Source organism: Sphingomonas alpina (assembly GCF_014490665.1).
In the GTDB taxonomy this organism is placed as follows: domain Bacteria; phylum Pseudomonadota; class Alphaproteobacteria; order Sphingomonadales; family Sphingomonadaceae; genus Sphingomonas; species Sphingomonas alpina.
The window spans coordinates 4,568,198-4,589,276 of sequence record NZ_CP061038.1 but is presented as its reverse complement, the minus strand read 5'-3'; the positions used below and the strand labels follow the sequence as shown (position 1 = coordinate 4,589,276).

At 64.0% G+C, this 21,079-nt stretch carries 22 protein-coding genes; 9 read left to right on the top strand and 13 right to left on the bottom strand.

Features of this window, described 5'->3' with window-relative positions; translation table 11 throughout:
• Positions 1-255: 255 nt before the first annotated feature.
• The 5 genes from H3Z74_RS21430 to H3Z74_RS21410 all read right to left on the bottom strand — a co-directional run bounded on the left by H3Z74_RS21430 (position 256) and on the right by H3Z74_RS21410 (position 4,084).
• Positions 256-414: a hypothetical protein gene (locus H3Z74_RS21430; protein ID WP_229726725.1), complete on the bottom strand. Its 159-nt coding sequence runs from the start codon at positions 412-414 to the stop codon at positions 256-258.
• A gap of 42 nt (positions 415-456) precedes the next feature.
• Complete coding sequence (locus H3Z74_RS21425; protein WP_187761521.1) at positions 457-1,074, bottom strand: ATP-dependent Clp protease proteolytic subunit; 618 nt, start codon at positions 1,072-1,074, stop codon at positions 457-459.
• A 44-nt stretch (positions 1,075-1,118) separates the two neighbouring features.
• Positions 1,119-1,478 (bottom strand): SRPBCC family protein, encoded by a 360-nt coding sequence (locus tag H3Z74_RS21420; protein WP_187761520.1) that lies wholly within the window; start codon positions 1,476-1,478, stop codon positions 1,119-1,121.
• A complete protein-coding gene (locus H3Z74_RS21415) occupies positions 1,475-1,789 on the bottom strand; it encodes an ArsR/SmtB family transcription factor (protein ID WP_026188300.1) in 315 nt (104 codons plus the stop codon). Before H3Z74_RS21415 ends, H3Z74_RS21420 begins: the two co-directional genes overlap by 4 nt.
• Before the next feature lie 345 nt (positions 1,790-2,134).
• Complete coding sequence (locus H3Z74_RS21410) at positions 2,135-4,084, bottom strand: potassium transporter Kup (RefSeq protein WP_187761519.1); 1,950 nt, start codon at positions 4,082-4,084, stop codon at positions 2,135-2,137.
• A 119-nt stretch (positions 4,085-4,203) separates the two neighbouring features.
• Here H3Z74_RS21410 and pdeM point away from each other — a divergent pair, with 119 nt between their 5' ends.
• Positions 4,204-4,866 carry a ligase-associated DNA damage response endonuclease PdeM gene (pdeM, locus tag H3Z74_RS21405; protein WP_187761518.1) on the top strand — a complete coding sequence of 221 codons (663 nt, stop codon included), beginning with the start codon at positions 4,204-4,206 and terminating at the stop codon, positions 4,864-4,866.
• 149 nt (positions 4,867-5,015) lie between these two features.
• Here the strand turns inward: pdeM and msrA are convergent, their stop codons facing one another.
• The 4 genes from msrA to pabB form a co-directional block, all read right to left on the bottom strand.
• Complete coding sequence (gene msrA / locus H3Z74_RS21400) at positions 5,016-5,663, bottom strand: peptide-methionine (S)-S-oxide reductase MsrA (RefSeq protein WP_187761517.1); 648 nt, start codon at positions 5,661-5,663, stop codon at positions 5,016-5,018.
• A gap of 118 nt (positions 5,664-5,781) precedes the next feature.
• Positions 5,782-5,925, bottom strand: a complete 144-nt coding sequence (locus tag H3Z74_RS21395; protein WP_187761516.1) for a hypothetical protein — start codon at positions 5,923-5,925, stop codon at positions 5,782-5,784.
• Between the two features lie 224 nt (positions 5,926-6,149).
• Complete coding sequence (locus tag H3Z74_RS21390; protein ID WP_187761515.1) at positions 6,150-7,349, bottom strand: pyridoxal phosphate-dependent aminotransferase; 1,200 nt, start codon at positions 7,347-7,349, stop codon at positions 6,150-6,152.
• Positions 7,350-7,408: 59 nt separating this feature from the next.
• Positions 7,409-9,238: an aminodeoxychorismate synthase component I gene (gene pabB / locus H3Z74_RS21385; protein WP_187764463.1), complete on the bottom strand. Its 1,830-nt coding sequence runs from the start codon at positions 9,236-9,238 to the stop codon at positions 7,409-7,411.
• A 382-nt stretch (positions 9,239-9,620) separates the two neighbouring features.
• On the opposite strand from pabB, the gene H3Z74_RS21380 reads away from it, so the two are divergent.
• Positions 9,621-10,283, top strand: a complete 663-nt coding sequence (locus tag H3Z74_RS21380; RefSeq protein WP_187761514.1) for an MBL fold metallo-hydrolase — start codon at positions 9,621-9,623, stop codon at positions 10,281-10,283.
• Between the two features lie 46 nt (positions 10,284-10,329).
• On the opposite strand, the gene H3Z74_RS21375 is transcribed toward H3Z74_RS21380, so the two are convergent.
• The gene (locus H3Z74_RS21375) at positions 10,330-10,770 is read right to left on the bottom strand and encodes an MAPEG family protein (protein WP_187764462.1); all 441 of its coding nucleotides are present in this window, start codon (positions 10,768-10,770) and stop codon (positions 10,330-10,332) included.
• A gap of 207 nt (positions 10,771-10,977) precedes the next feature.
• Between H3Z74_RS21375 and rpmF the strand changes: the two genes are divergently transcribed.
• From rpmF to H3Z74_RS21350, 5 genes are all read left to right on the top strand, one after another.
• Positions 10,978-11,157 carry a 50S ribosomal protein L32 gene (gene rpmF / locus H3Z74_RS21370; RefSeq protein WP_034157833.1) on the top strand — a complete coding sequence of 60 codons (180 nt, stop codon included), beginning with the start codon at positions 10,978-10,980 and terminating at the stop codon, positions 11,155-11,157.
• A gap of 29 nt (positions 11,158-11,186) precedes the next feature.
• Positions 11,187-12,218, top strand: a complete 1,032-nt coding sequence (gene plsX / locus H3Z74_RS21365; RefSeq protein WP_187761513.1) for a phosphate acyltransferase PlsX — start codon at positions 11,187-11,189, stop codon at positions 12,216-12,218.
• A complete protein-coding gene (locus H3Z74_RS21360) occupies positions 12,215-13,177 on the top strand; it encodes a beta-ketoacyl-ACP synthase III (RefSeq protein WP_187761512.1) in 963 nt (320 codons plus the stop codon). Before plsX ends, H3Z74_RS21360 begins: the two co-directional genes overlap by 4 nt.
• Positions 13,178-13,281: 104 nt before the next feature.
• Positions 13,282-13,581: an integration host factor subunit alpha gene (locus tag H3Z74_RS21355; RefSeq protein ID WP_187761511.1), complete on the top strand. Its 300-nt coding sequence runs from the start codon at positions 13,282-13,284 to the stop codon at positions 13,579-13,581.
• A gap of 7 nt (positions 13,582-13,588) precedes the next feature.
• Positions 13,589-13,948, top strand: coding sequence for a MerR family transcriptional regulator (locus H3Z74_RS21350; protein WP_187761510.1), 360 nt, complete (start codon positions 13,589-13,591; stop codon positions 13,946-13,948).
• Positions 13,949-13,997: 49 nt separating this feature from the next.
• Here the strand turns inward: H3Z74_RS21350 and H3Z74_RS21345 are convergent, their stop codons facing one another.
• The gene (locus H3Z74_RS21345) at positions 13,998-14,660 is read right to left on the bottom strand and encodes a TetR/AcrR family transcriptional regulator (RefSeq protein WP_187761509.1); all 663 of its coding nucleotides are present in this window, start codon (positions 14,658-14,660) and stop codon (positions 13,998-14,000) included.
• A gap of 127 nt (positions 14,661-14,787) precedes the next feature.
• Here H3Z74_RS21345 and H3Z74_RS21340 point away from each other — a divergent pair, with 127 nt between their 5' ends.
• Positions 14,788-17,028, top strand: coding sequence for a TonB-dependent receptor (locus tag H3Z74_RS21340; RefSeq protein ID WP_187761508.1), 2,241 nt, complete (start codon positions 14,788-14,790; stop codon positions 17,026-17,028).
• Positions 17,029-17,110: 82 nt separating this feature from the next.
• Positions 17,111-18,376: a spinster family MFS transporter gene (locus H3Z74_RS21335; protein ID WP_187761507.1), complete on the top strand. Its 1,266-nt coding sequence runs from the start codon at positions 17,111-17,113 to the stop codon at positions 18,374-18,376.
• Between the two features lie 163 nt (positions 18,377-18,539).
• Here H3Z74_RS21335 and H3Z74_RS21330 read toward each other — a convergent pair whose 3' ends face one another.
• A complete protein-coding gene (locus tag H3Z74_RS21330) occupies positions 18,540-20,123 on the bottom strand; it encodes a peptide chain release factor 3 (RefSeq protein ID WP_187761506.1) in 1,584 nt (527 codons plus the stop codon).
• A gap of 57 nt (positions 20,124-20,180) precedes the next feature.
• The gene (locus H3Z74_RS21325; RefSeq protein ID WP_187761505.1) at positions 20,181-21,062 is read right to left on the bottom strand and encodes an aldose 1-epimerase family protein; all 882 of its coding nucleotides are present in this window, start codon (positions 21,060-21,062) and stop codon (positions 20,181-20,183) included.
• Positions 21,063-21,079: the final 17 nt, after the last annotated feature.

Below are 21,079 nucleotides of genomic sequence, written 5' to 3'. Positions count from 1 at the left end.
TTAAGTTGGATTTCTGGACCGGATTTACGGCTTATTTACAACAGGTTGATCCGGAGCTGGCTGTTATCGGATAACAGCCAGCTAACAGCCAGCTAACGGCCAGCGGAACAGCCAGTAACAGCGAACGACGCTGGCTGTTCTGCCGCAATAACAGCCAGCGGCCTCCCATAATCTTCAAGCTGAGAAAGAGCAGGAACGGAACGCCGGCGGCGCTCCGTCCCGCGCCGCAATGTCATAATCGATCGTCGTGTTGAATCAGGCGACTTCATCGAGGCAAGCCGTGCCCTTGCATCCCCGGCGCAGGTCCTCGTTGACCGAGGCCGACAATCGCGATGTGTCGGGATCGTCGGTCACCGGGATCATCCGGTGGTGGAAACACTTGCCGCCTGTCTTGTCGCCGCCGAGTGCGTCCAACAACTCGACGCATGAACAGGTCATTTAAATCCGGGGCTATGCTTATGCCGTTGCGTCCGGGTTTTCTTCCCGGACCTGCAGGATACGATCGACCAAACCCCATTCCAGAGATTCCTCCGCGGTCATGAAGCGGTCGCGATCCATCGCGCGTTCAAATTCCTCATAACTGCGTCCGCAATGCTCGGCATAAAGGCGCGTCAATCGGTGCTTGGTCCGTTTGATTTCCTCGGCATGGATGAGCATGTCCGATGCCTGCCCCTGAAAGCCACCGGATGGCTGATGGACGAGGATGCTCGCATTGGGCAGCGTCGCCCGCTGTCCGGGTTCACCCGCCATCAGCAGGAACGATCCCATCGAGCGGGCTGTCCCCATGCAGAGCGTATGCACCGGGGCGCGGATGTAGCGCATGGTGTCATACATCGCGAGGCCGTTCGTCACCATGCCGCCGGGGGAATTGATATAGAGGCTGATTGGCTTCCTGGGATTTTCCGCTTCGAGGAACAACAATTGCGCGCACACGAGCGCGGACACCGTGTCGTTCACTTCGCCGTTGAGGAAGATGATCCTTTCACGAAGAAGGCGGGAATAGATATCGAATGATCGCTCCCCTCTGCTTGATTGCTCTACGACCATAGGGACGAGCTGCATCGCTTCGCGCATCGGCGAATTCCAATCTTCCAGAATTCAAAGGGAGGCTCGCCGCGTCAGGCGGCGAGCATGAGGATCAGGCCGTTATTGTTTGCGGCGGCGCGGGTCATCCGATCGAACCGAGCGTCCACAAGTTCGTGAATGATCCGCAGACAGGTTCCGCCCGTCGCGCTGGGGGCGATCCGAAAGATGACCACGCTTTCCAGAAATGGCGGATCGCTTTCGCGCATCCGGTAGCGGACCTCGTGCCCCGGCGTGAGAGAGGTAGCCTCCGGATCGGCCAATGCCTCTTTCGGCAGCCAGTTCTCCCGGAATTCCGGAATGCTTATCGCGCGCCAGACCTTATACGGCGGCTCATCGATTTCATACTCAAGCTCAATGCCCTTGTCATGATCGTCGGTCTTTCTGTCGGTCATTGATCCATATCCTTCAGCAGAGCTTTGAGAGCGTCGATGCGCGCGGGCCAGTAAGCGCGATATTTCGCCAGCCATCCGGCTATGAGTGCCAAGCCTTCCGGATCGACCTCGTAGTTCACAAAGCGCCCCTGTCGTTCCTCCCGTACCAGTCTCGCGCTCCGCAGAACCGAGAGGTGTTGGGACATGGCAGGCTGACTGATCTTCATGCCGTCGCGCAAAGCGCTGGCGTTCATGCTGCCGGTCGCCAGCTTCTCGAAGATCGCGCAGCGGGTGGGGTCAGCCAGAGCCTTGAATATGTCATTCTCTATCATGCCGACACATAAGCATGCACTTATGTGATTCGCAAGGCTTCCCTATCCATTTCCGGCTGAAAGCGCCGCCCGAAACGCGGCGAGTGCCGGGTTTGCGGCAACCGACGGCATTACGGTGCCGGGATGACGGTGCCGCCAAAGCGCAGCCGAACCGCCGATCTCCTGCCGCCGAACGATCAGGTAGCGTTCCGTTTGCGGTGGATGCACCGTCCGCCTGCCTCAATGCAGGTCCGGGCGATGCTCCCGCGCCGCCCGTTCGAGTATCCGCCGGTAGCCGATCCTGGTCAGCCCTTCGACAAGCCCAGGGCAACGGAAGAGAGAGGATCAGCTCAACTCGAAACCGCTCTAGACCGTCACTTGCTCGCCCAATTCCAGCACTTTACCCGGCGGAATCTTGAAGAAGTCGGTCGGGTCGCTGGCGTTGCGTTGCAGGAACATGAAGATGCGGTCCTGCCAGAGCGGCATGCCCTGTTTCGCGGCGGGCTTGATCGTGTTGCGGCCGATGAAATAGCTCGTCTTGGCCGGATTCATCGGCATGCGCACGCCCGGTGGCGCAAAGCCGAGATCACTCGGCACATCCGGCGAATCCATGAACCCATAGGTCAGGATGACAGTGGCGAAATTGGCGTCGACCTCGGTCATCGCCACGCGCTCCTCATCGGGCACGTGCGGACGGTCGGCGGTGCGGATGCTGACCACCAGATTGCGTTCGTGCAGCACCTTGTTGTGCTTCAGATTGTGCAGCAGCGCACCCGGCGCACTGTCCGGATTGGCAGTAAGGAAGATCGCAGTGCCCTCGACGCGTTCCGGCGGGCGGCGCGACAGGGCCGCAGCCAGGTCGGCCAGCGGTACGCTCTGGCGCTGCTCGAACATTCGCACGATGCCGCGCCCGCGCACCCAGGTATAGATCAGCAGCGCGATGATCGCCGCGACCACCAGGGGCACCCAGCCGCCCTCGATCACGCGCAGGATGTTCGCGCCGAAAAAGATCAGGTCGAGGACGAGGAACGGCGTGACCACGAGGATCGCTGTGGCGCGTGGCCAGTTCCAGCGGTGCCGCACGACGATATAGGCAAGACAGGTGGTGACGACCATCGTGCCGGTCACCGCGATGCCGTACGCCGCAGCCATCGCCGACGAACTGCGGAACTGGGTGACCAGCACCAGCACGCCGGCCAGCAGCAGCCAGTTGATCGAGGGCAGGTAGATCTGCCCCGAATGCCGCGCCGAGGTCTGACGGACGCGCAGGCGCGGCAACAGGCCGAGCTGGATCGCCTGCTGGGTCAGCGAATAGGCACCGGTGATCACTGCCTGGCTGGCGATGATCGTCGCCAGCATCGACAGCCCGACCAGCCAGGGCCGGAACTGGTCCGGGGCCATCAGGAAGAACCAGTCCTGATTGGTGAAGGGGGTGCCCGCCGCCTGCGCCGTCTCCAGCGCATTCAGCGCGAAAGCCCCCTGGCCGAGATAGTTCAGCATCAGCGCGGGAAAGACCAGCATGAACCAGCCAAGCTGAATCGGCACGCGGCCGAAATGGCCCATATCGGCGGTCAGCGCTTCCGCACCCGTCACCGTCAGGAACACCGCGCCGAGCACGAACAGGCCGGTGACACCGTGATTGGCGAGGAAATAGGCGGCATAATGCGGCGAGATCACGCGCAGGATCGAGGGTTCGTCGGCAATATGCCACAGCCCGAGCCCGCCGATCGCGAGGAACCACAGGATACAGATCGGGCCGAACAGATTCGAAACGCTGGCCGTGCCGCGCGACTGGATGACGAACAAGGCGACCAGAATCACGATGGTCAGCGTCAGGATCAGCCGTTCATCGACCATTGCCCCGATACCCGGCAGCGTGCGCAGTCCCTCGACCGCCGACAGCACCGACAAAGCAGGCGTGATGATCGCATCGCCATAAAAGAGCGCAGCGCCGGCCGCACCGAGCACCAGCGCGATCCGCGAGCGCCGGCCCAGCGCGCGCCGCGCCAGTGCGGTCAAAGCGAGCACGCCGCCCTCGCCCTGATTGTCGGCGCGAGTGAGGAAAATGACATATTTGATCGTGACGACCAGGATCAGCGACCACAAGGCGAGGCTGAGCACGCCGAGAATCTCGCTGGCATCGATCCCGTCGCGCGCCGATTGCGTCAGCGCCTCGCGAAAGGCGTAGAGCGGGCTGGTGCCGATATCGCCGAACACCACGCCGATCGCACCGACCGCAAGTGCGATCGTTGCCGGTCGGGAAATGTCGGGCCGGGAAAGAGGGGAATGCCCGGAAGTGTCTGTACCGGAGGACATCTTTTGGCCTGTCGTTGGGACGGCGCGCTCTACGCCTGTTGCACTGCAGCGCAAGCGATTTCAAGCAACCCGTTGATCGCCAAGTTGAACATTGGGAAAAGTCACGGCATAGCAAGGCCATGGTTCCCTTTTCGTTCGCCGGTCATGATCTCTGTGCCTTGCCGCAAGGCGCGCTGTTCTGGCCCGCACGGCGCGCCCTGCTGGTCGCCGACCTGCATTTCGAGAAAGCGAGCTGGTTCGCGGCCCGCGGGCAGATGCTGCCGCCTTATGATTCGATCGCGACCCTGGCTGCGTTGACCGCGGTGGCGGAGGAAACGCGGGCGGCCGAAATCTGGTGCCTGGGCGACAGTTTCCACGATTCGGCCGGATGCGATCGCCTGCCCGACAATGCCGCGGCGATGCTGCGTAGGCTGACCGCGACGCGTCGCTGGACCTGGATCACCGGCAATCACGACCGCGTGCTGATCGATCGCTGCGGCGGCGATGTGGTCGATGAGGCGGCGATCGACGGCCTGGTGTTGCGCCACGAAGCCGAGCGGGGCGAGACCCGGCCCGAACTGTCAGGCCATTTCCATCCGAAATTCCGCATCACCGTGCGCGGGCGCCATGTGTCGCGCCGTTGCTTCGTGGCGACCGCGACCAAGCTGATCCTGCCCGCTTTCGGTTCGCTGACCGGCGGGCTCGACGCCGATCATCCGGAAATCGTGCGCGCGATCGGCGCGGGGGCCGAGGCAATGCTGCCGGTCGACAACCGGATGCTGCGTTTCCCGCTGGCGGCGTGAGCGAGACCGGGTCGTTTTTTCCGAGCTGAGTTCGTTCACCACCTCCGTTCGCCCTGAGCCTGTCGAAGGGCATGCGCGGCGCTTGGGCTTCGACAGGCTCAGCCCGAACGGAAAGAGGGAATCCCGAATGGGGGAAAGGGAATGCTGCTCTACCGAGCGAGCGAAGGGAAACCGGCCCTGAACGCCGCCAGCTTGGGCTTGTCGATATTGACGATGTACGGATGGGTCGGGTTTCGGTCGAAGAAATTCTGGTGATAGGCCTCGGCCGGAAAGAAGCCGCCGCCCTCCAATTTGGTCACGATCGGTTTCGGGAACAGCTTTGCCGCCCCGAGCTGTGCGATATAGGCGGCTGCGACAGATTTCTGTGCAGCGTTTTGCGGGAAGATCGCGGAGCGATAGCTGGGGCCGGTATCCGGGCCCTGGCGGTTGAGCTCGGTCGGGTTGTGCGCGATCGAGAAATAGACCCGGAGCAAGGTACCGTAACTGATCTGCGCCGGATCATAGACGATCTTCACCGCCTCGGCATGGCGAGTCGTCTCGGTCGACACCTGGTCATAAGTCGCGGTCGCCGCACTGCCGCCGGCATAGCCGGCGGTGACATTGCGCACGCCCTTCACATGTTCGAACACCGCCTCCATGCCCCAGAAGCAGCCGCCCGCGAGCACCGCGGTCTGCAGCCCATTGGCTCTGGGCACATCCTGCACCGCCGCCGGAATCGGCACGGCACGTTCAGCATTGGCACTGCCGCACGCGCTCAGTGTGACGGCAAGTGCAGCAGCGATGGTCAGTCTGTTCATGAAATCCGCCTCGTGAAGAGCGCCGATACGCGCGCTCTTACTTCATATACGGATCTGGGTGCGGTCCGGTTACATCAACTACGGATAGGGTAGCGGCCCGGATGCCCGCCAATAGGGATCAGCGCGCAGCGGGCGCCGTCGCCGCGACGGGCGTCGCCGGAGTCTCGGTCGCGGCGGGCTGCAGCGTGAACACGCCGACCGCGCCCAGCGCGAAACCGCCGATGAACTGCCACAGGAAACCCGATTTCAGGATGCTACGCATAAACTACCTCATGGACCCGCGTCGCACCGCGCGGGCCAAAACCCAATGACGGCGCCGAAAATACGGTCCGTCGACGATGCGCAGGTCGGGATTGTCCCGCGCCGTTGCAAGGTGCCTTTGCGAAACCCAGCGTTAACGCCCGCTGACTGATCCGTTCATCCGCACTCGTTCAACAAGACGGAACCAACACCCGATTACCGTAGGGGCGATTACCGTAGGGGCGATTACCGTACGGCCGCGCACGCCGTCTGGATGCGCTCGCACGCCTCGCGGAGCAAATCTTCCGATGTCGCATAGGAAATGCGCATCGCCGGCGAGAGGCCGAACGCCGCGCCCTGCACTGCGGCGACCTTCGCATCATCGAGCAGATAGGCGACGAATGCCTCGTCGGTATCGATCAGCTTGCCCTTGGGCGTGGTCTTGCCGATCAGCGCGGAGAATTCCGGATAGACATAGAAGGCACCCTCGGGCCGCGGGCAGGTGATGCCGTTTGCCTGGTTGAGCATCGACACGACCAGGTCACGGCGCGACTGGAACTTGGCGGCATTGTCCTTGAGGAACGCCTGGTCGCCGGTCAGCGCCGCGACCGAGGCGGCCTGCGCGATCGAGCAGGGGTTGGAGGTCGATTGCGACTGCAGCTTGGCCATCGCCTTGATCAGCCAGGGAGCGCCGCCAGCGAAACCGATCCGCCAGCCGGTCATCGCATAGGCCTTGGAACAGCCGTTCGCGGTCAGCGTGCGATCGTACAATGAGGGGCAGACTTCGGCGATGGTGGTGAATTCGAAGCCGTCATAGATGATATGCTCATACATATCGTCAGCGAAGATCCACACCTGCGGATGGCGTTCGAGTACTTCGCCCAGCGCCTTCAGCTCGGCGCGCGAATAGGCGGCGCCGGTCGGGTTGGACGGCGAGTTGAGGATGACCCACTTCGTCCGCGGGGTGATCGCCGCTTCGAGCTGTTCCGGGGTCAGCTTGTAATTCTGCTTCGGGCCCGCCTCGACGAACACCGGCGTACCGTTCGCAAACAGCACGACATCGGGATAGCTGACCCAATAGGGCGCCGGAATGACCACCTCGTCGCCAGCATCGATCGTCGCGACCATCGCATTGAACAGGGTATGCTTGCCGCCGGCATTGATCGTGATCTGGTCGCGCGCATAGGTCAGGCCGTTGTCGCGCTTGAACTTGAAGATCACCGCATCCTTCAGCTCGGGCGTGCCGTCGACATTGGTGTATTTGGTCTTGCCGTCGCGGATCGCCTTGATCCCGGCTTCCTTGATGAATTCAGGCGTGTCGAAATCGGGCTCGCCGGCGCCGAGGCCAATCACATCGACGCCCTCGCGCTGCAGTTCCTGGACGCGCGAGGTAATCGCGAGCGTGGGGGAAGGCTTGATGCGGGCGAGCGCGGCGGATGGTTGCATGAAACGAACCTCGCTTGGGAAGCCGCTCAAGGCGCGAGCGGCTCAGGGGAGCGGCGCGGCTATAGACCGTGCTTGTTCGATTTCGCAACTGCAACAATGGCAGAAAACAGCCCGCGCAGTGCATTGCCGAGCAGAAAACCGCCGGCCAGGTCGGCGGTACTCAATTCGCCCTCGATCGCACGGCCGCTGGCGATGAGATCGGCGCGCAACACACCGGGCAGCAACCCGCGCGCGAGCGGCGGCGTGACCAGCATGCCGTCGCGCTCGACGAAGATCGAGGTGAAGCTGCCCTCGGTCAGGAAGCCGGCAGGATCGGTAAACAACACCTCATCGGCGCCCGACTGGCGCCGCGCCGCGTCGTAAAAGCCCCGGTCGCTGGTCTTGTGGCGCAGGCGGAAGTCGTGCGGCGCGACCGGCAGCGGGGCAATCGCGACCTGCATCGGCGTGGTGCGCGGCTCGGGCATCGGCGCTACCTCGATCGCGATCGCCCCGCTCTTCGCCAGCATCAGCCGGACCCGGCGCGCGGTACGCAAGCGGAAGGTCGCGGCCTGCAATTCGTTGCGCGCCGCATGGCGATCGAAGGTGAAGCTGAACAGGGTCGCGCTGGCCTTCATCCGAGCCAGATGACCCTCGAGCAGCGGCAATCCGATCTCGGGATCGAACGCCATCGTCTCGATCAGGTCGAAGCCGCGCTGGCCGGCGGTCACGAATGCCCCCTTGGCGAGGCATTCGTCCCATTCCTCGTCGGCGCGCGAATCGGCGACGATGCCCGAGCCGAGCCCGATCGTCGCCCTCATGGTCGTGGCGCTCTCGTCCGGATCCAGCCGGAGCGTGCGGATCGCGACGTTGAATGCCGCGTCGCCATTCGCGCCGATCCAGCCGATCGACCCGGTATAGGCACCCCGCGCATCGACCTCGACTGCATCGATCACCTCCATCGCACGGATTTTCGGAGCGCCGGTAATCGAACCGCACGGAAAAGTCGCGCCAAGCACGTCGATGGCGTCGAGACCGGGCCGCAGTCGCGCAGTGACGGTCGATGTCATCTGATGGACCGTGGGATAGCCCTCCACCGCAAACAATGCGGGCACGGCGACGCTGCCCGGCTCCGCCACACGCGTCAGATCGTTCCGCATCAGGTCGACGATCATCAGGTTTTCGGCACGCTGCTTGGCGTCCGTTCGCAGCGTCGCGGCCAAGGCGCGATCCTCTTCCGGCGTGACGCCGCGCCTTGCCGTGCCTTTCATCGGCCTGGCGGTCAGCGCACCCGCCTTGAGCGAGAAGAACAGTTCCGGCGAAAAGGACAGCAGCCATTCCTCCCCGGTCCAGACGACTCCCCCATAACCGGCCCGGGCACGCGACCGGATCGCGGCGTAGAGCGCAAGCGGATGGCCGATCGCCTCGACGCTTGCGCGAAAGGTCAGATTGGCCTGGTAGATGTCTCCCGCGCCGATCAGGCCAAGCACTTGCGCGATCGCCGCGTCATAGGCGACGCGATCGATGCGCGGCTCGGGCGCGCCGAGCCAGGCGCCGGCCGGATCGGGCAGCAGCGCTGCAACCCCGTCACCATCCATCCGTTCACTCGCGCCGAAAATGCCGAACCACAGCAGGGGCGCCTGCCCCGCTTCGCGCACCAGCCCCGCGAGCCGGGGCTCAAGTGCCGCACCCGCGCCATAGGCCATGAACCCGGCCGCATCGCGTCCCGCCGCGCGCTCGGCCTTGAGCTCGGCCAGGGCGGCCGGCACATCCACCGCTCGATCGGCGCGGACGATACGCAGCGGCGCGCGATACAGCCGCGCAGGTGCGCCACCGTCACGGGCATCGTCGAGCAGGACAAAGGGGCCAGACAGAATACCAGACAAAACGGGGGGAGAGTCCTTGATCGGCATCGACATCGTCCTCGCCATGTAGCGTGGATGTACGGCCGAGTGCCAGTATCCTTGGCGTTCCGGTCGGCGCGGGAGCGGCACGCGGCCTCCCCGCCTGCTCCGCCCCCGAAAAGTCCGAAAGGGAATGGCGGGCAAAGAACGGCGGCGACAAGCCTGACGGCTCAGCGTCGCATCAAGCGCGTCAGTTGAGCACCGTACCTCGCTTGGGAGGCTTTGGAGGTGCCGGCGGCCTTACCCCCGGCATGAGACCGCAGAACCTCATATGCCTCACAGGCCTTCGCCGATGCTATGAAGCCCCAAGAAAAGGCCGCGTTCGCATCCGGGCACCGAAGATTCTCCCTCTTCGATTGACGGAGACGCGCAGCGCGACCATTTCGCATGGATGGCTAATCCCCCGCTGCGCGCCGCGATCATCCCCGTCACTCCATTGCAACAGAATTGCACCCTGTTGTGGTGCACCGAGACGATGCGGGGCGCGTTCGTCGATCCGGGCGGCGACTTGCCCAAGCTGAAGGCGGCGGCGGCGCATCACGGCGTGACGGTCGAGAAGATCATCCTCACGCACGGCCATTTCGACCATTGCGGCGAAGCCAAGCCGCTCGCCGAGGCATTGGGCGTGCCGATCGAGGGGCCGCACCGCGAGGATCTGTTCCTGCTCGAGACGCTGGCCGAGGACGGCGCCAAATATGGCATCATGGGCGGGAAGGCGTTCGTACCGGACCGCTGGCTGGTCGAGGGCGACACCGTCACCGTCGGCAAACTCACCTTCAACGTCTACGAAACCCCCGGCCATACGCCGGGGCATGTCATCTTCCACCATCCCGACTCGAAACTGGCGCTGGTCGGCGACGTGCTGTTCCAGGGATCGGTCGGCCGGACCGATTTCCCGCGCGGCAACCATGCCGAGCTGCTCCAGTCGATCGCGACCAAGCTGTGGCCGCTGGGCGACGACACCGCCTTCATTCCGGGACACGGCCCGATGAGCAATTTCGCCCATGAGCGGGCGCACAACCCGTTCGTCAGCGACGCAGCACTCGCGGAGTAACCGGTGGCCTGGGAAATTCGCTCTTTCGCGAATTTCAAACAAGCTCTCAGCCGCCGCTGGGCACGACCGCCTCGACCGGATCGCCGACGGGCGCCTGCTGCATCGCGATCAGCGGCAGCGCGATGGCATAGCCGCCCAGGCCAAGCAGCAGCGCGAAGGTTACCACCGTGCCGGTCGTGCGTGCATATTTCAGCCCGTCCATGCCCAGCGGATGGGCGATTCGCGCCAGCAGGAACAGCGCGCTTGCCACCCATAGCCAGGTCGATGTGCCGGCGGTGAATTCGATCAAGCCGATCAGGATGACGATGAACGGCGCATATTCGACGAAATTGGCCTGCGCGCGCATCCGGCAGATCAATCGCTCGTCACCACCGTCGCCGATGCTGACCTTGGCCTGGGTGCGCACCTGGCCGACGCGAATCGCCAGCCACAACGCGATCAGCGCGGAACCGCCCGCGGTCACCAAAGCGACCGGCAACATCACCATTTCCATTGGCATTCTCCCCCTGCTCTTATGAGGGTGGACCCTGCCAGTCCGCGCACAAGCTTGCAACGCCGCGTGGAATCGCTATAGGCGCAACGCTTCGCGACGTGTCCGGCCGCCGGTGCCACCTGCGGTCGACCTTATCCGTCGGTTGCGCGGTGCCTGTTACGGGCTTATCGCAGTTTTGATCCAGACAAAGGTTTCGCCGAAATGGCCGTCCCCAAGAGAAAAACCACGCCGTCGAAGCGCGGCATGCGCCGCAGCCACGATTCGCTGCCGATCGAATCCTATCAGGAATGCCCGAATTGCGGCGAACTGAAGCGTCCGCACAATCTGTGCGGGTCGTGCGGCCATTATAATGGCCGCGAGATCGTTTCGGTCGAAGGCTGACCCAAGCTTCACGAAAGGGGGCAAGCGACGTGTCGAACAGCTCCCGGATCGCCGTCGATGCGATGGGCGGTGACAAGGGACTGGCAGTAATGCTGGCCGGCGTCGCCCGTGCGCGCCGGCGTTTCCCGGACATGCAGTTCATTCTGGTGGGTGACGAGACGGCGATCCGTGACGGATTGCTCAGTCACCCCAATCTGACCGCGCATTCCGAGATCGTCCATGCCCCCGAAGTCGTCGGGTCGAGCGACAAGCCCGGCCAGGCGCTGCGCCGTGCCAAGACGACCTCGATGGGCATCGCCATCGACATGGTGAAGCAGGGCCGCGCCGCCGCCGCCGTGTCGTCGGGCAATACCGGCGCGCTGATGGCCATGGCCAAGCTGTCGCTGCGCATGATTCCCGGCATCGACCGCCCCGCGCTCGCCGCTTTGCTGCCGACGCTCGGCAATAATGACGTGGTCGTGCTCGACCTCGGCGCCAATACCGAATGCGATGCACGCAACCTGGTGCAGTTCGCGGTGATGGGTGCCGCCTATGCGCGCACCACACTCGACCTCGCCTCCCCGCGCGTCGCGCTGCTCAATATCGGCAGCGAGGACCAGAAGGGCACCGACGAGATTCGCGACGCCGCGCGCGATCTCAAGGCCGCGACTCATCTGCCGATGACCTTTTCCGGTTTTGTCGAGGGCGACCAGCTGTCGCACGGCGATGTCGACGTGATCGTATGCGATGGTTTTTCGGGCAATATCGCACTCAAGACCGCCGAGGGCACCGCGCGCTTCGTCGCCGACCTGCTCAAGCGTGCGTTCCGCAGCTCGATCCGCTCCAAGATCGGCTTCCTGATCTCCCGGCCGGCGACCGAGTTGCTGCGCCACCATCTCGACCCCAACAACCATAATGGCGCGGTGTTTCTCGGGCTCAACGGCCTGGTCGTGAAGAGTCATGGCGGTGCCAATGAAGTCGGCGTGGCGACCGCGATCGCTGCGGCGGCCAAGATGGTCCGCGACGATTTGACTCGTCGCATCGCCGAGGACCTCGGCAACTTCGAGGCTAAAGCGGCATGATTCGCAGCATCATTACCGGCACCGGATCGGCCCTGCCCGTGCGGCGCGTGTCGAACGCCGAACTGGCCGAGACCGTCGATACGACCGACGAATGGATCGTCGAGCGCACCGGGATCCGGTTCCGCCATATCGCCGGCCCCGACGAGACGACCGCCACGCTGGCAGCCGATGCCTGCCGCGCGGCGCTGACCGCTGCCGGCCGTTCGGCTCAGGATATCGACCTGATCGTGCTGGCAACCGCCACGCCCGACCAGACCTTTCCGGCCAGCGCGACCAAGGTGCAGGCGATGCTCGGCATCGACGATTGCGTCGCCTTTGACGTCGCCGCGGTCTGCTCGGGCTTTCTCTATGCGCTGCAGGTCGCCGACAGCATGATTCGCGCCGGCGCGCACAATCGTGCGCTGGTGATCGGCGCCGAGACCTTCAGCCGCATCCTCGACTGGGACGACCGCACCACCTGCGTCCTGTTCGGCGACGGTGCCGGCGCGATCGTGCTCGAAGGCGAGGATGGAAGCGGCGAACGCGGCATTCTCGCGACCAAGCTCCATGCCGATGGCCGCCATAACGCGCTGCTGTATGTCGATGGCGGCCCCTCGACCACCGGCACGGTCGGCAAGGTCCGCATGAAGGGCCGCGAGGTGTTCCGCCACGCAGTGGTCAATCTCGCCACGGTGATGGGCGAATCGCTCGCCGCCGCCGGGCTCAGCTCGGACGATGTCGACTGGGTCGTGCCGCATCAGGCCAACGCCCGCATTCTCGACGCGACCGCGCGCAAGCTCGGCCTGGCGCCGGAAAAGGTCGTGGTGACGGTCGACCAGCATGCCAATACGTCGGCCGCATCGGTGCCGCTCGCACTCGACACCGCGGTGCGCGACGGGCGGATCAAGCCCGGCCAGTTGATCGTGCTCGAAGCGATGGGCGGCGGCTTCACCTGGGGTGCCGCCGTCGTCCGGCTTTAACTGACACTCTTGTCTATTGAAACGCTAGCGTCACAAACCCCTTTCGGTGTGTTCCCTCATTGTGTTAGGCAGGCTTTCTGCCACGCTATGGGGAGGGAAGTCGCATGGCACCTGCGGGTACGCTGACAAGGGCCGATCTGGCCGAATCGCTGCATCATCAAGTGGGGCTGTCGCGCGCCGACTCGGCCAAACTGGTCGAACAGATACTCGGCCATATGTGCGAAGCCCTGTCCAAGGGTGAGAATGTGAAGATTTCCGGCTTCGGCACCTTCGTGCTGCGCGACAAGGGCGAGCGCGTCGGGCGCAATCCCAAGACCGGGGTCGAGGTGCCGATCGCACCGCGCCGCGTTCTCACCTTCCGCGCCAGCCAGATGATGCGCGACCGTATCGTCAGCGGCAGCTGACCGAAGCATGGCGGTCGTCTCCGACAAGGCGGCGGGCGCGTTCCGGACGATCGGCGAGCTCTCCCGCGAGGCGGGCATCCCGCAGCATATATTGCGTTATTGGGAAACACGGTTTCCGCAATTGCGCCCGCTGCAACGGGCGGGACGGCGACGCTATTATCGGCCCGAGGACGTTGCGCTGGTGCTCCGCATCAGCGGCCTGCTCGAACAGGAAGGCTATACCATCCGCGGCGTGCAGAAGTTGCTGTCGGCGGAGGGCAAAAGAGCGAGTGGCGGTCCTGGCAACAGTGGCGGCGGTGCAGATACGCGCACCGTGAAGGCGGTGCGCGATATACTGGTCAAGGCCTTGCGGGACGATCGGCCCTAAATCGACCCCAAACCTGCTCGGCCCTGAACCTGCTCGACCCTGAATCCGTTTAACGCGGCGCGATTCCGGTTGCGAGCATGTCGCCGATCGTCTCCGCCACCGCCTCTGGCGAGACATCCTCGCTCCAGACACCATAGCGCAGGCCGAGGAACACGTTCATCCCCATGATCGCCCAGGCGTGGACCTCGGACACGTCACCGCGCACCTCGCCGCGCGTCGCCGCCGCCTGAAGCCGTTTGGCGATTCGCTCGGCGGTGGTGGCGTAGTGAAGGCGGAAGCTTTCCGGGTCGACAAACTCGGCCTCGTCGATGATGCGGTACAATTCCTTGTGGCCGCGCACGAACTCAATGAAATGCAGCAGGCCGGCACGTTCGGCGGCAAGCTGGTCGGGGGCGGCGCGAATCAGCGGCGCGACATGGTCCCGAACCTGATCGGACATGTCGCGGACCAGCGCGCGGAACACCGCATCCTTCGAATCGAAATAGGTATAGAAACTGCCCAGCGCGACGCCGGCGCGCCGCGTGATGCCGCTGATCGACGCCTCATGAAAACCGCGCTCGCCGAATTCCAGCGCGGCGGCATCAAGGATCGCACGCATCGTCCGGCGCCCGCGCTCGGTGCGCGGCGCCTTGCCCTCGCCCGCCGCGCTGACCGCGCGATCATGGCCCTGGACCTGTGCAGGCGTTGCTCTTTCGCCACGCTCGACCGGCATTCTTTCTCTCCCACACAAGTCCAAGTTGAAACCTGGTTCAGGTTTCAGTATAGCCTCCTGGAATGGTGCACAACCCGGGAAGAACCGGGACGCGACAGCGCGGCGCCACAAGGAGGGGAAGAACATCATGTCACGCCTTTACGCCGCACACACGTTGCTCAACGCCGGCGTCGCGATCGCCGCGCTCATTGCTCCATTATCCATCGCGCCCGCTTTCGCGCAGGACGCGCCTGCCGCCGAAGAGGCGCAGATCGACGAACCGGCCAGTGGCGATATCGTCGTGACGGCGCGCCGCCGCGAGGAAAACCTGATCAATGTTCCCATTGCAATGTCGGTTGTCTCGGGCGATTCGCTGGTCAAATCCGGCGCGGCCGACATCACCGCGCTTCAGGATCGCACGCCAAACCTGACGCTCCAGATCGCGCGCGGCTCAAATTCGACGCTGATCGCGTTCAGCCGCGGCGTCGGCCAGCAGGATCCGCTATGGGGTTTCGAGCCGGGTGTCGCGCTCTACATCGACGACGTTTATGTGGCGCGTCCGCAAGGCGCGGTGCTCGACATCTTCGATGTCGAGCGTGTCGAAGTACTGCGCGGGCCGCAGGGAACGCTCTATGGCCGCAACACGATCGGCGGCGCGGTCAAGTATGTGACCCGCAAGCTCGGCAACGAATTTCATGCTTCGGCGCGTGCTTCCTATGGTTCGTACAACCAACTGGACCTGGTCGGCCAGGTGACGCTTCCGATCAGCGACACATTCTCGGTTGGCGCCGCCATCGCCCGCTACAAGCGCGACGGCTATGGCAAGAACCTGACCACCGGCGCCGAGCAATATGACAAGGACGTGATCGCGGCCCGCGTATCCGCCGAGTTCACCCCGACTGAAAATATGTTCTTCCGCGTGGCCGGGGATCGCATCCTGGACCGTTCCAATCCGCGCCACGGCACGCGGCTGCTGCCCAACGGCACCGATCCCATCTATGCGCCGACCGCCAGCGTCTACGATACTCGCGCCGGTATCGGCGATCGCAACCGCGTGAAGACACAGGGCGTCTCAGCGACCGGTGAGATCGGGCTGACCGATGCGCTCACCTTCAAGACGATCAGCGCCTGGCGCGAAGGCCATACCGACACGCTGATCGATTTCGACAACACGGCCCTGCCGACGCTCGACGTTCCGGCCGAATATGACGATCGCCAATTCACCCAGGAACTCCAGCTCCTCTACCAGGGCGACCGGATACAGGGCGTCGCCGGGCTCTATTATCTGGATGGTCGCGCCAGCGGTGCCTTCGATACCGTAGTCGGCCTGTTCAATCTCACCACGCTCACCTCGGGCACGGTCCGGACAAAGAGCTATGCCGCGTTCGGGGACATGAGCTTCGATCTCACCGACCAGTTCAAGATATCGGTGGGTGCCCGATACACCAAGGACGACAAGACCGGCACGGTCTTCCGGCGCAACTACACCGGCATCCGCAGTCCCTATTTCGGCAATGCCGCAGCCGTGCCGGGCCTGTTGCGCACCGATTATACCAACAGCCGCAGCTTCGAAAAGTTCACACCGCGTGTCAGCGTGAGCTACGCGCCCCGCGCCGATCTGAACTTCTACGCCAGCTACGGCCAGGGTTTCAAATCCGGCGGGTTCGACATGCGCGGAGACGCGATCTTCACGCCCACGACGGTCAACGGTTACGAGCCCGAGACGATCGATTCATGGGAGATCGGCATGAAGGGCGCATTCCTCGACCGGACGCTGTTCGTCAATCTCGCCGGCTTCATGTCGAAGTACAAGAACCAGCAGGTCACCATTCAGGTGCCCGCGCTTCCCAGCGGAATCGCCAGCTTTGTCGATAATGCCGGCAAGGCGGACATCTATGGCTTCGAGATCGAGACGCGGATGGTTCCCTCGCGTCATTTCTCGGCGGGGTTGGTCGTCGGCTATACCCATGCCGACTATAAGGAGTTCCTGACCTTCATCGGCGGCGGCACCACCCCGGTCGACGTCGCCAACCAGCGCGTGTTCCAGAACACGCCCAAATGGACCGCGAACGTGTCGGCAACCTGGTCGGAAGACGTGGCCGGCGGCACGCTTGCGCTCACCCCCGCCGTTTCACTGCGCAGCGACCTGTCGATGTTCGAGATTCCGACGCCCGCGCTCGATCAGGACGGCTATGTGCTGGTCGAGGCATCGCTCAACTGGACTTCTGGGGACGGGCGCTATCGGATCGGCGTTGCGGGACGCAACCTGACCGACACGCGCTACCGGGTCGGCGGCTATAATTTCCCGGGCGCGACGACCGGCAATTCGGTGATCGGTTATTACGGGCCACCGCGGACGGTGACGGGGACGGTCGAAGTCAAGTTCTGATTCGGCCCGTTCATCAAAGGGGATGGAACCGGACGCTCGACGCGGTACGAGTGTCCGGTTCTTTATATCGGAGAGTGGCATGATGGCGACGAAGACAGCGACGGCCCATTCACGCTACCCCGCCATCGTGCTGGCGATGCTGCTGCTCGTCTACACCTTCAATTTCCTCGACCGGCAGATCCTCGGCATCCTGGTCCAGCCGATCAAGGCCGAGCTCGGCCTGACCGACACGCAGATGGGCCTGCTCGGCGGCCCGGCCTTCGCGCTGCTCTATTCAACCCTGGCGATCCCGCTTGCCCTGATCGCCGATCGCACCAGCCGCTCCTGGGTCATCACCATCAGCCTGACGGTGTGGAGCCTGTTCACCGCGCTGTGCGGCGTGGCGACCAGCTTCTGGCAACTGTTCGCGTTTCGCGTCGGCGTCGGCGTCGGTGAGGCCGGCGGCGTCGCACCATCCTACGCACTGATCGCCGATTATTTCCCGCCCGAACGCCGCGCACGCGCGCTGGGCATCTATTCGATGGGTATCCCGATCGGCCTTGCCGGGGGGACATTGATCGGCGCGTTCATCGCTGCTTATGTCGACTGGCGCGCCGCCTTCATCACGGTCGGCATTGCCGGCGTCTTGATCGCCCCGATCTTCCGCTGGGTGGTCAAGGAACCGAAGCGCGCCGCACCGGTCGCCGGCCGCGCGCCGGTGAGCGCCGTCTTCGCGATCCTCGCGCGCAAACCGAGTTTCTGGCTGATGGCGTTCGCCGCCTCGATGAGCAGCCTGGCCGGCTATGGCCTTGCGTTCTGGGTGCCGTCGCTGCTGATCCGCAGCTATCATTTCGACCTGCAGACCACGGCGCTCTATTTCGCCTCGCTGCTGCTGATCGGCGGCGCGTCCGGCGTGTATCTGGGCGGCCTGCTTGCCGACCGGATGGGGCGCGCCGACCGCGGTGCCTATGCCAAGCTGCCCGCGATCGCCTGGCTGATCACCGCGCCTTTGTTCGTCGCCGGCTTCCTCTCGCCGTCGCCGGTGATCGCGTGGTGCCTGTTTCTCATCCCGAACGCGCTCAACATCCTCTGGCTCGGGCCGATTACGACGGCGGTCCAGCACCTTGTACCGCCGCACATGCGCGCGACGGCATCGGCCAGCTTCCTGCTGATCAACAATCTGATCGGGCTCGGCGTCGGCTCGGTCGCGATCGGCGCATTGTCCGATGCGCTGACCGTGCGTTTCGGGACCGAAGCACTGCGCTATTCAGCGGTGATCGTCGCCTGTTTCTACCTAATCGCAACGGTCCTTGCCTTCGTGGCGGTCAAGCCGCTGCGCAAGGACTGGGTCGACGAACCGGCGGCCTAGAACTCAGGAAATACAAGTCAAGTAACTGATATATAATAGATTTTATGAATCCTGGCCGATACGGGCGGGAAAAAGATATGGGACATTACTGGTGTCCCATATCTCCGCCGCCTGGGCATCGCGCCTCTCTGCGTCCTCCGCGCCTCTGCGCGAACAAATCTTCCTAACGTTCGCGCGTCGCGGCGAACTTCACCTTGGGGTAGCGGTCGGACACATAGCCGACGTCCCAAGCCGTCTTCGCCAGATAAACCGGGTTGTTGTCGCGGTCCTTGGCCATTGCGTTGCGATTGACGTCCATGAACGCCTTGAGGTCAGCCGGATTCTCCGCCGAGACCCAGCGCGCGGTGTCGAACGGCGCCATTTCCAGCCCGGCATCGACCTTATACTCGGCCTCGAGCCGGCTGAGCAGCACTTCAAGCTGCAGCTGGCCGACCACGCCGATGATCCAGTTGGACCCGATCTCGGGATAAAAGACCTGAGTCACGCCCTCCTCGGCCATGTCGTCGAGCGCCTTGCGCAACTGCTTGGTCTTGGTCGGATCCTTGAGCGCGACGCGGCGCAGAATCTCCGGCGCGAAATTGGGCAAGCCCGTGAAGCGCACATCGGCCCGCTCGCTCATCGTGTCGCCGACCCTGAGCGTGCCATGGTTGGGGATGCCAATGATGTCGCCCGGAAACGCCTCGTCGGCCAGCTCGCGATTCTGCGCGAAGAACAGGATCGGCGAATGCACCGCGATCGGCTTGCCATGCCCGGTCGGGGTCAGCTTCATGCCGCGCTTGAAGGTGCCCGAACACAACCGCATGAATGCGATGCGGTCGCGATGATTGGGGTCCATATTGGCCTGGACCTTGAAGATGAAGCCAGTGACGTCGGCCCGGCTCGGCAGCACCGGCGCGGGCTCGGCCGGCTGCGGGCGCGGCCCCGGCGCATGCGTGCCGAGTGCGGCGATCAGCTCCGCCACACCGAAATCCTTCAGCGCGGAGCCGAAATAGACCGGGGTCAGGTCGCCGGCGCGGTACGCCTCGACATCGAACGCGCCATAGCCGCCCATCGCCAACTCGGCCTCATCACGCAAGGTCGCAAGACCAGGCGCGGAAATGACCTTCTCCAGCGCCGCATCGTCCATGCCGGTAAAGGACAGCGCCTTGCCCATGAACTCGCGCGACGGCCCTTCGGGCTGGCTCAGCGTGTTGGCGTGAAGATCGTACACGCCCTCGAAATCGCTACCCATGCCGACTGGCCAGCTCATCGGCGTCACGTCGAGCGCAAGCATGTCGGCAATCTCGTCGAGCAGCTCGAACGGCGGACGGCCCTCGCGATCGACCTTGTTGACGAAAGTGATGATCGGCACCGAGCGCAGCCGGCACACTTCGAACAATTTGCGCGTCTGCGCCTCGATGCCGCGCGCCGCGTCGATCACCATCACCGCGGAATCGACCGCGGTCAGCGTGCGATAGGTATCCTCGCTGAAATCCTCATGCCCTGGCGTATCGAGCAGGTTGAAGGTCAGCCCGTCCTTCTCGAAGGTCATCACCGACGAGGTGACCGAAATGCCGCGCTGCTGCTCGATCTTCATCCAGTCGGAGCGCGCGCGCCGGTTCTGCCCGCGCGCCTTCACTTCGCCGGCGAGATGGATCGCACCGCCGAAATAGAGCAGCTTTTCAGTCAGCGTGGTCTTGCCGGCGTCGGGATGCGAAATGATCGCAAAGGTGCGCCGATCGGAGATATGGTCGGAAGGGGTCGTCATCGCGACCCCCTACCCCTTACGCCTGCGCGAAGTCGAGAGATATGCCGCGCGGCCGGTTCAGGGCACCAGCGTCACGCGCATCACGATCTGGCGCTCTTCGCGCGGCGCCAGCTCGAATATGCCGGGCTTGGCGCGGAATTCACCGTCATAACCTTCGGGGTCGGCGATGCCGTGCCACGGCTCGACACAGACATAATGCGCGCCGGGCTTGGTCCAGATACCGAGCATCGGCGTGTCGGGAAACTCGATATCGAGCTGCGGCCCGGTCGATCCGCCATAGCTCAACCGCTGCGACCGGATCGGATTCCAGACCAGCGCATCATGATCGAACAGCGTATCGCACAGGACAAGTGTGTCGCCCTCGACCGGCGATGGGCGCTCTTCGGCGGCGAGGAAGCCCGCCTCAGTGATCTGCTTCAGCTGTCCCGGCTCATCCTGCTCGAACCGGATGCGGTGATCGGCGCGGTCCAGGCCATAGGGCAGCGGCCAGGCAAAGGCGGGGTGCCAGCCGAAACTCGCCGGCATCGCCACATCGCCGGTATTGCCGATCCGCGCGGTCATGGTCAGCGTGGCGCCGACGATCGCGAAGTCGATTTCGAGCAGGAAATGGAACGGATAATTGTCCTGCATGTCGCTACTGTCGACCAGCCGGAAGGTCGCTCGCGATGCTTCCTGCCGGACCAGGGCGAATTCGGTGCGCCGTGCAAAGCCGTGCTTGGGCATCGGATATTCGGCGCCATCGACCCGGATGACATCGTCGCTCACCCGCCCGACGATCGGAAACAGGATCGGCGCATGCCCGGTCCAGAAGGCCGGATCCGCGTCAGTCATCAGATCGCGCCCGTCGGCATCGCGCAGCCAGGTCAGCTCTGCGCCATAGGGCTCGATCGCGGCGGAGAGGCCGTCGCCGGCGATCTGGACGAGTGCGGTTTCAGTCATGCTCTCTACCTTATCCG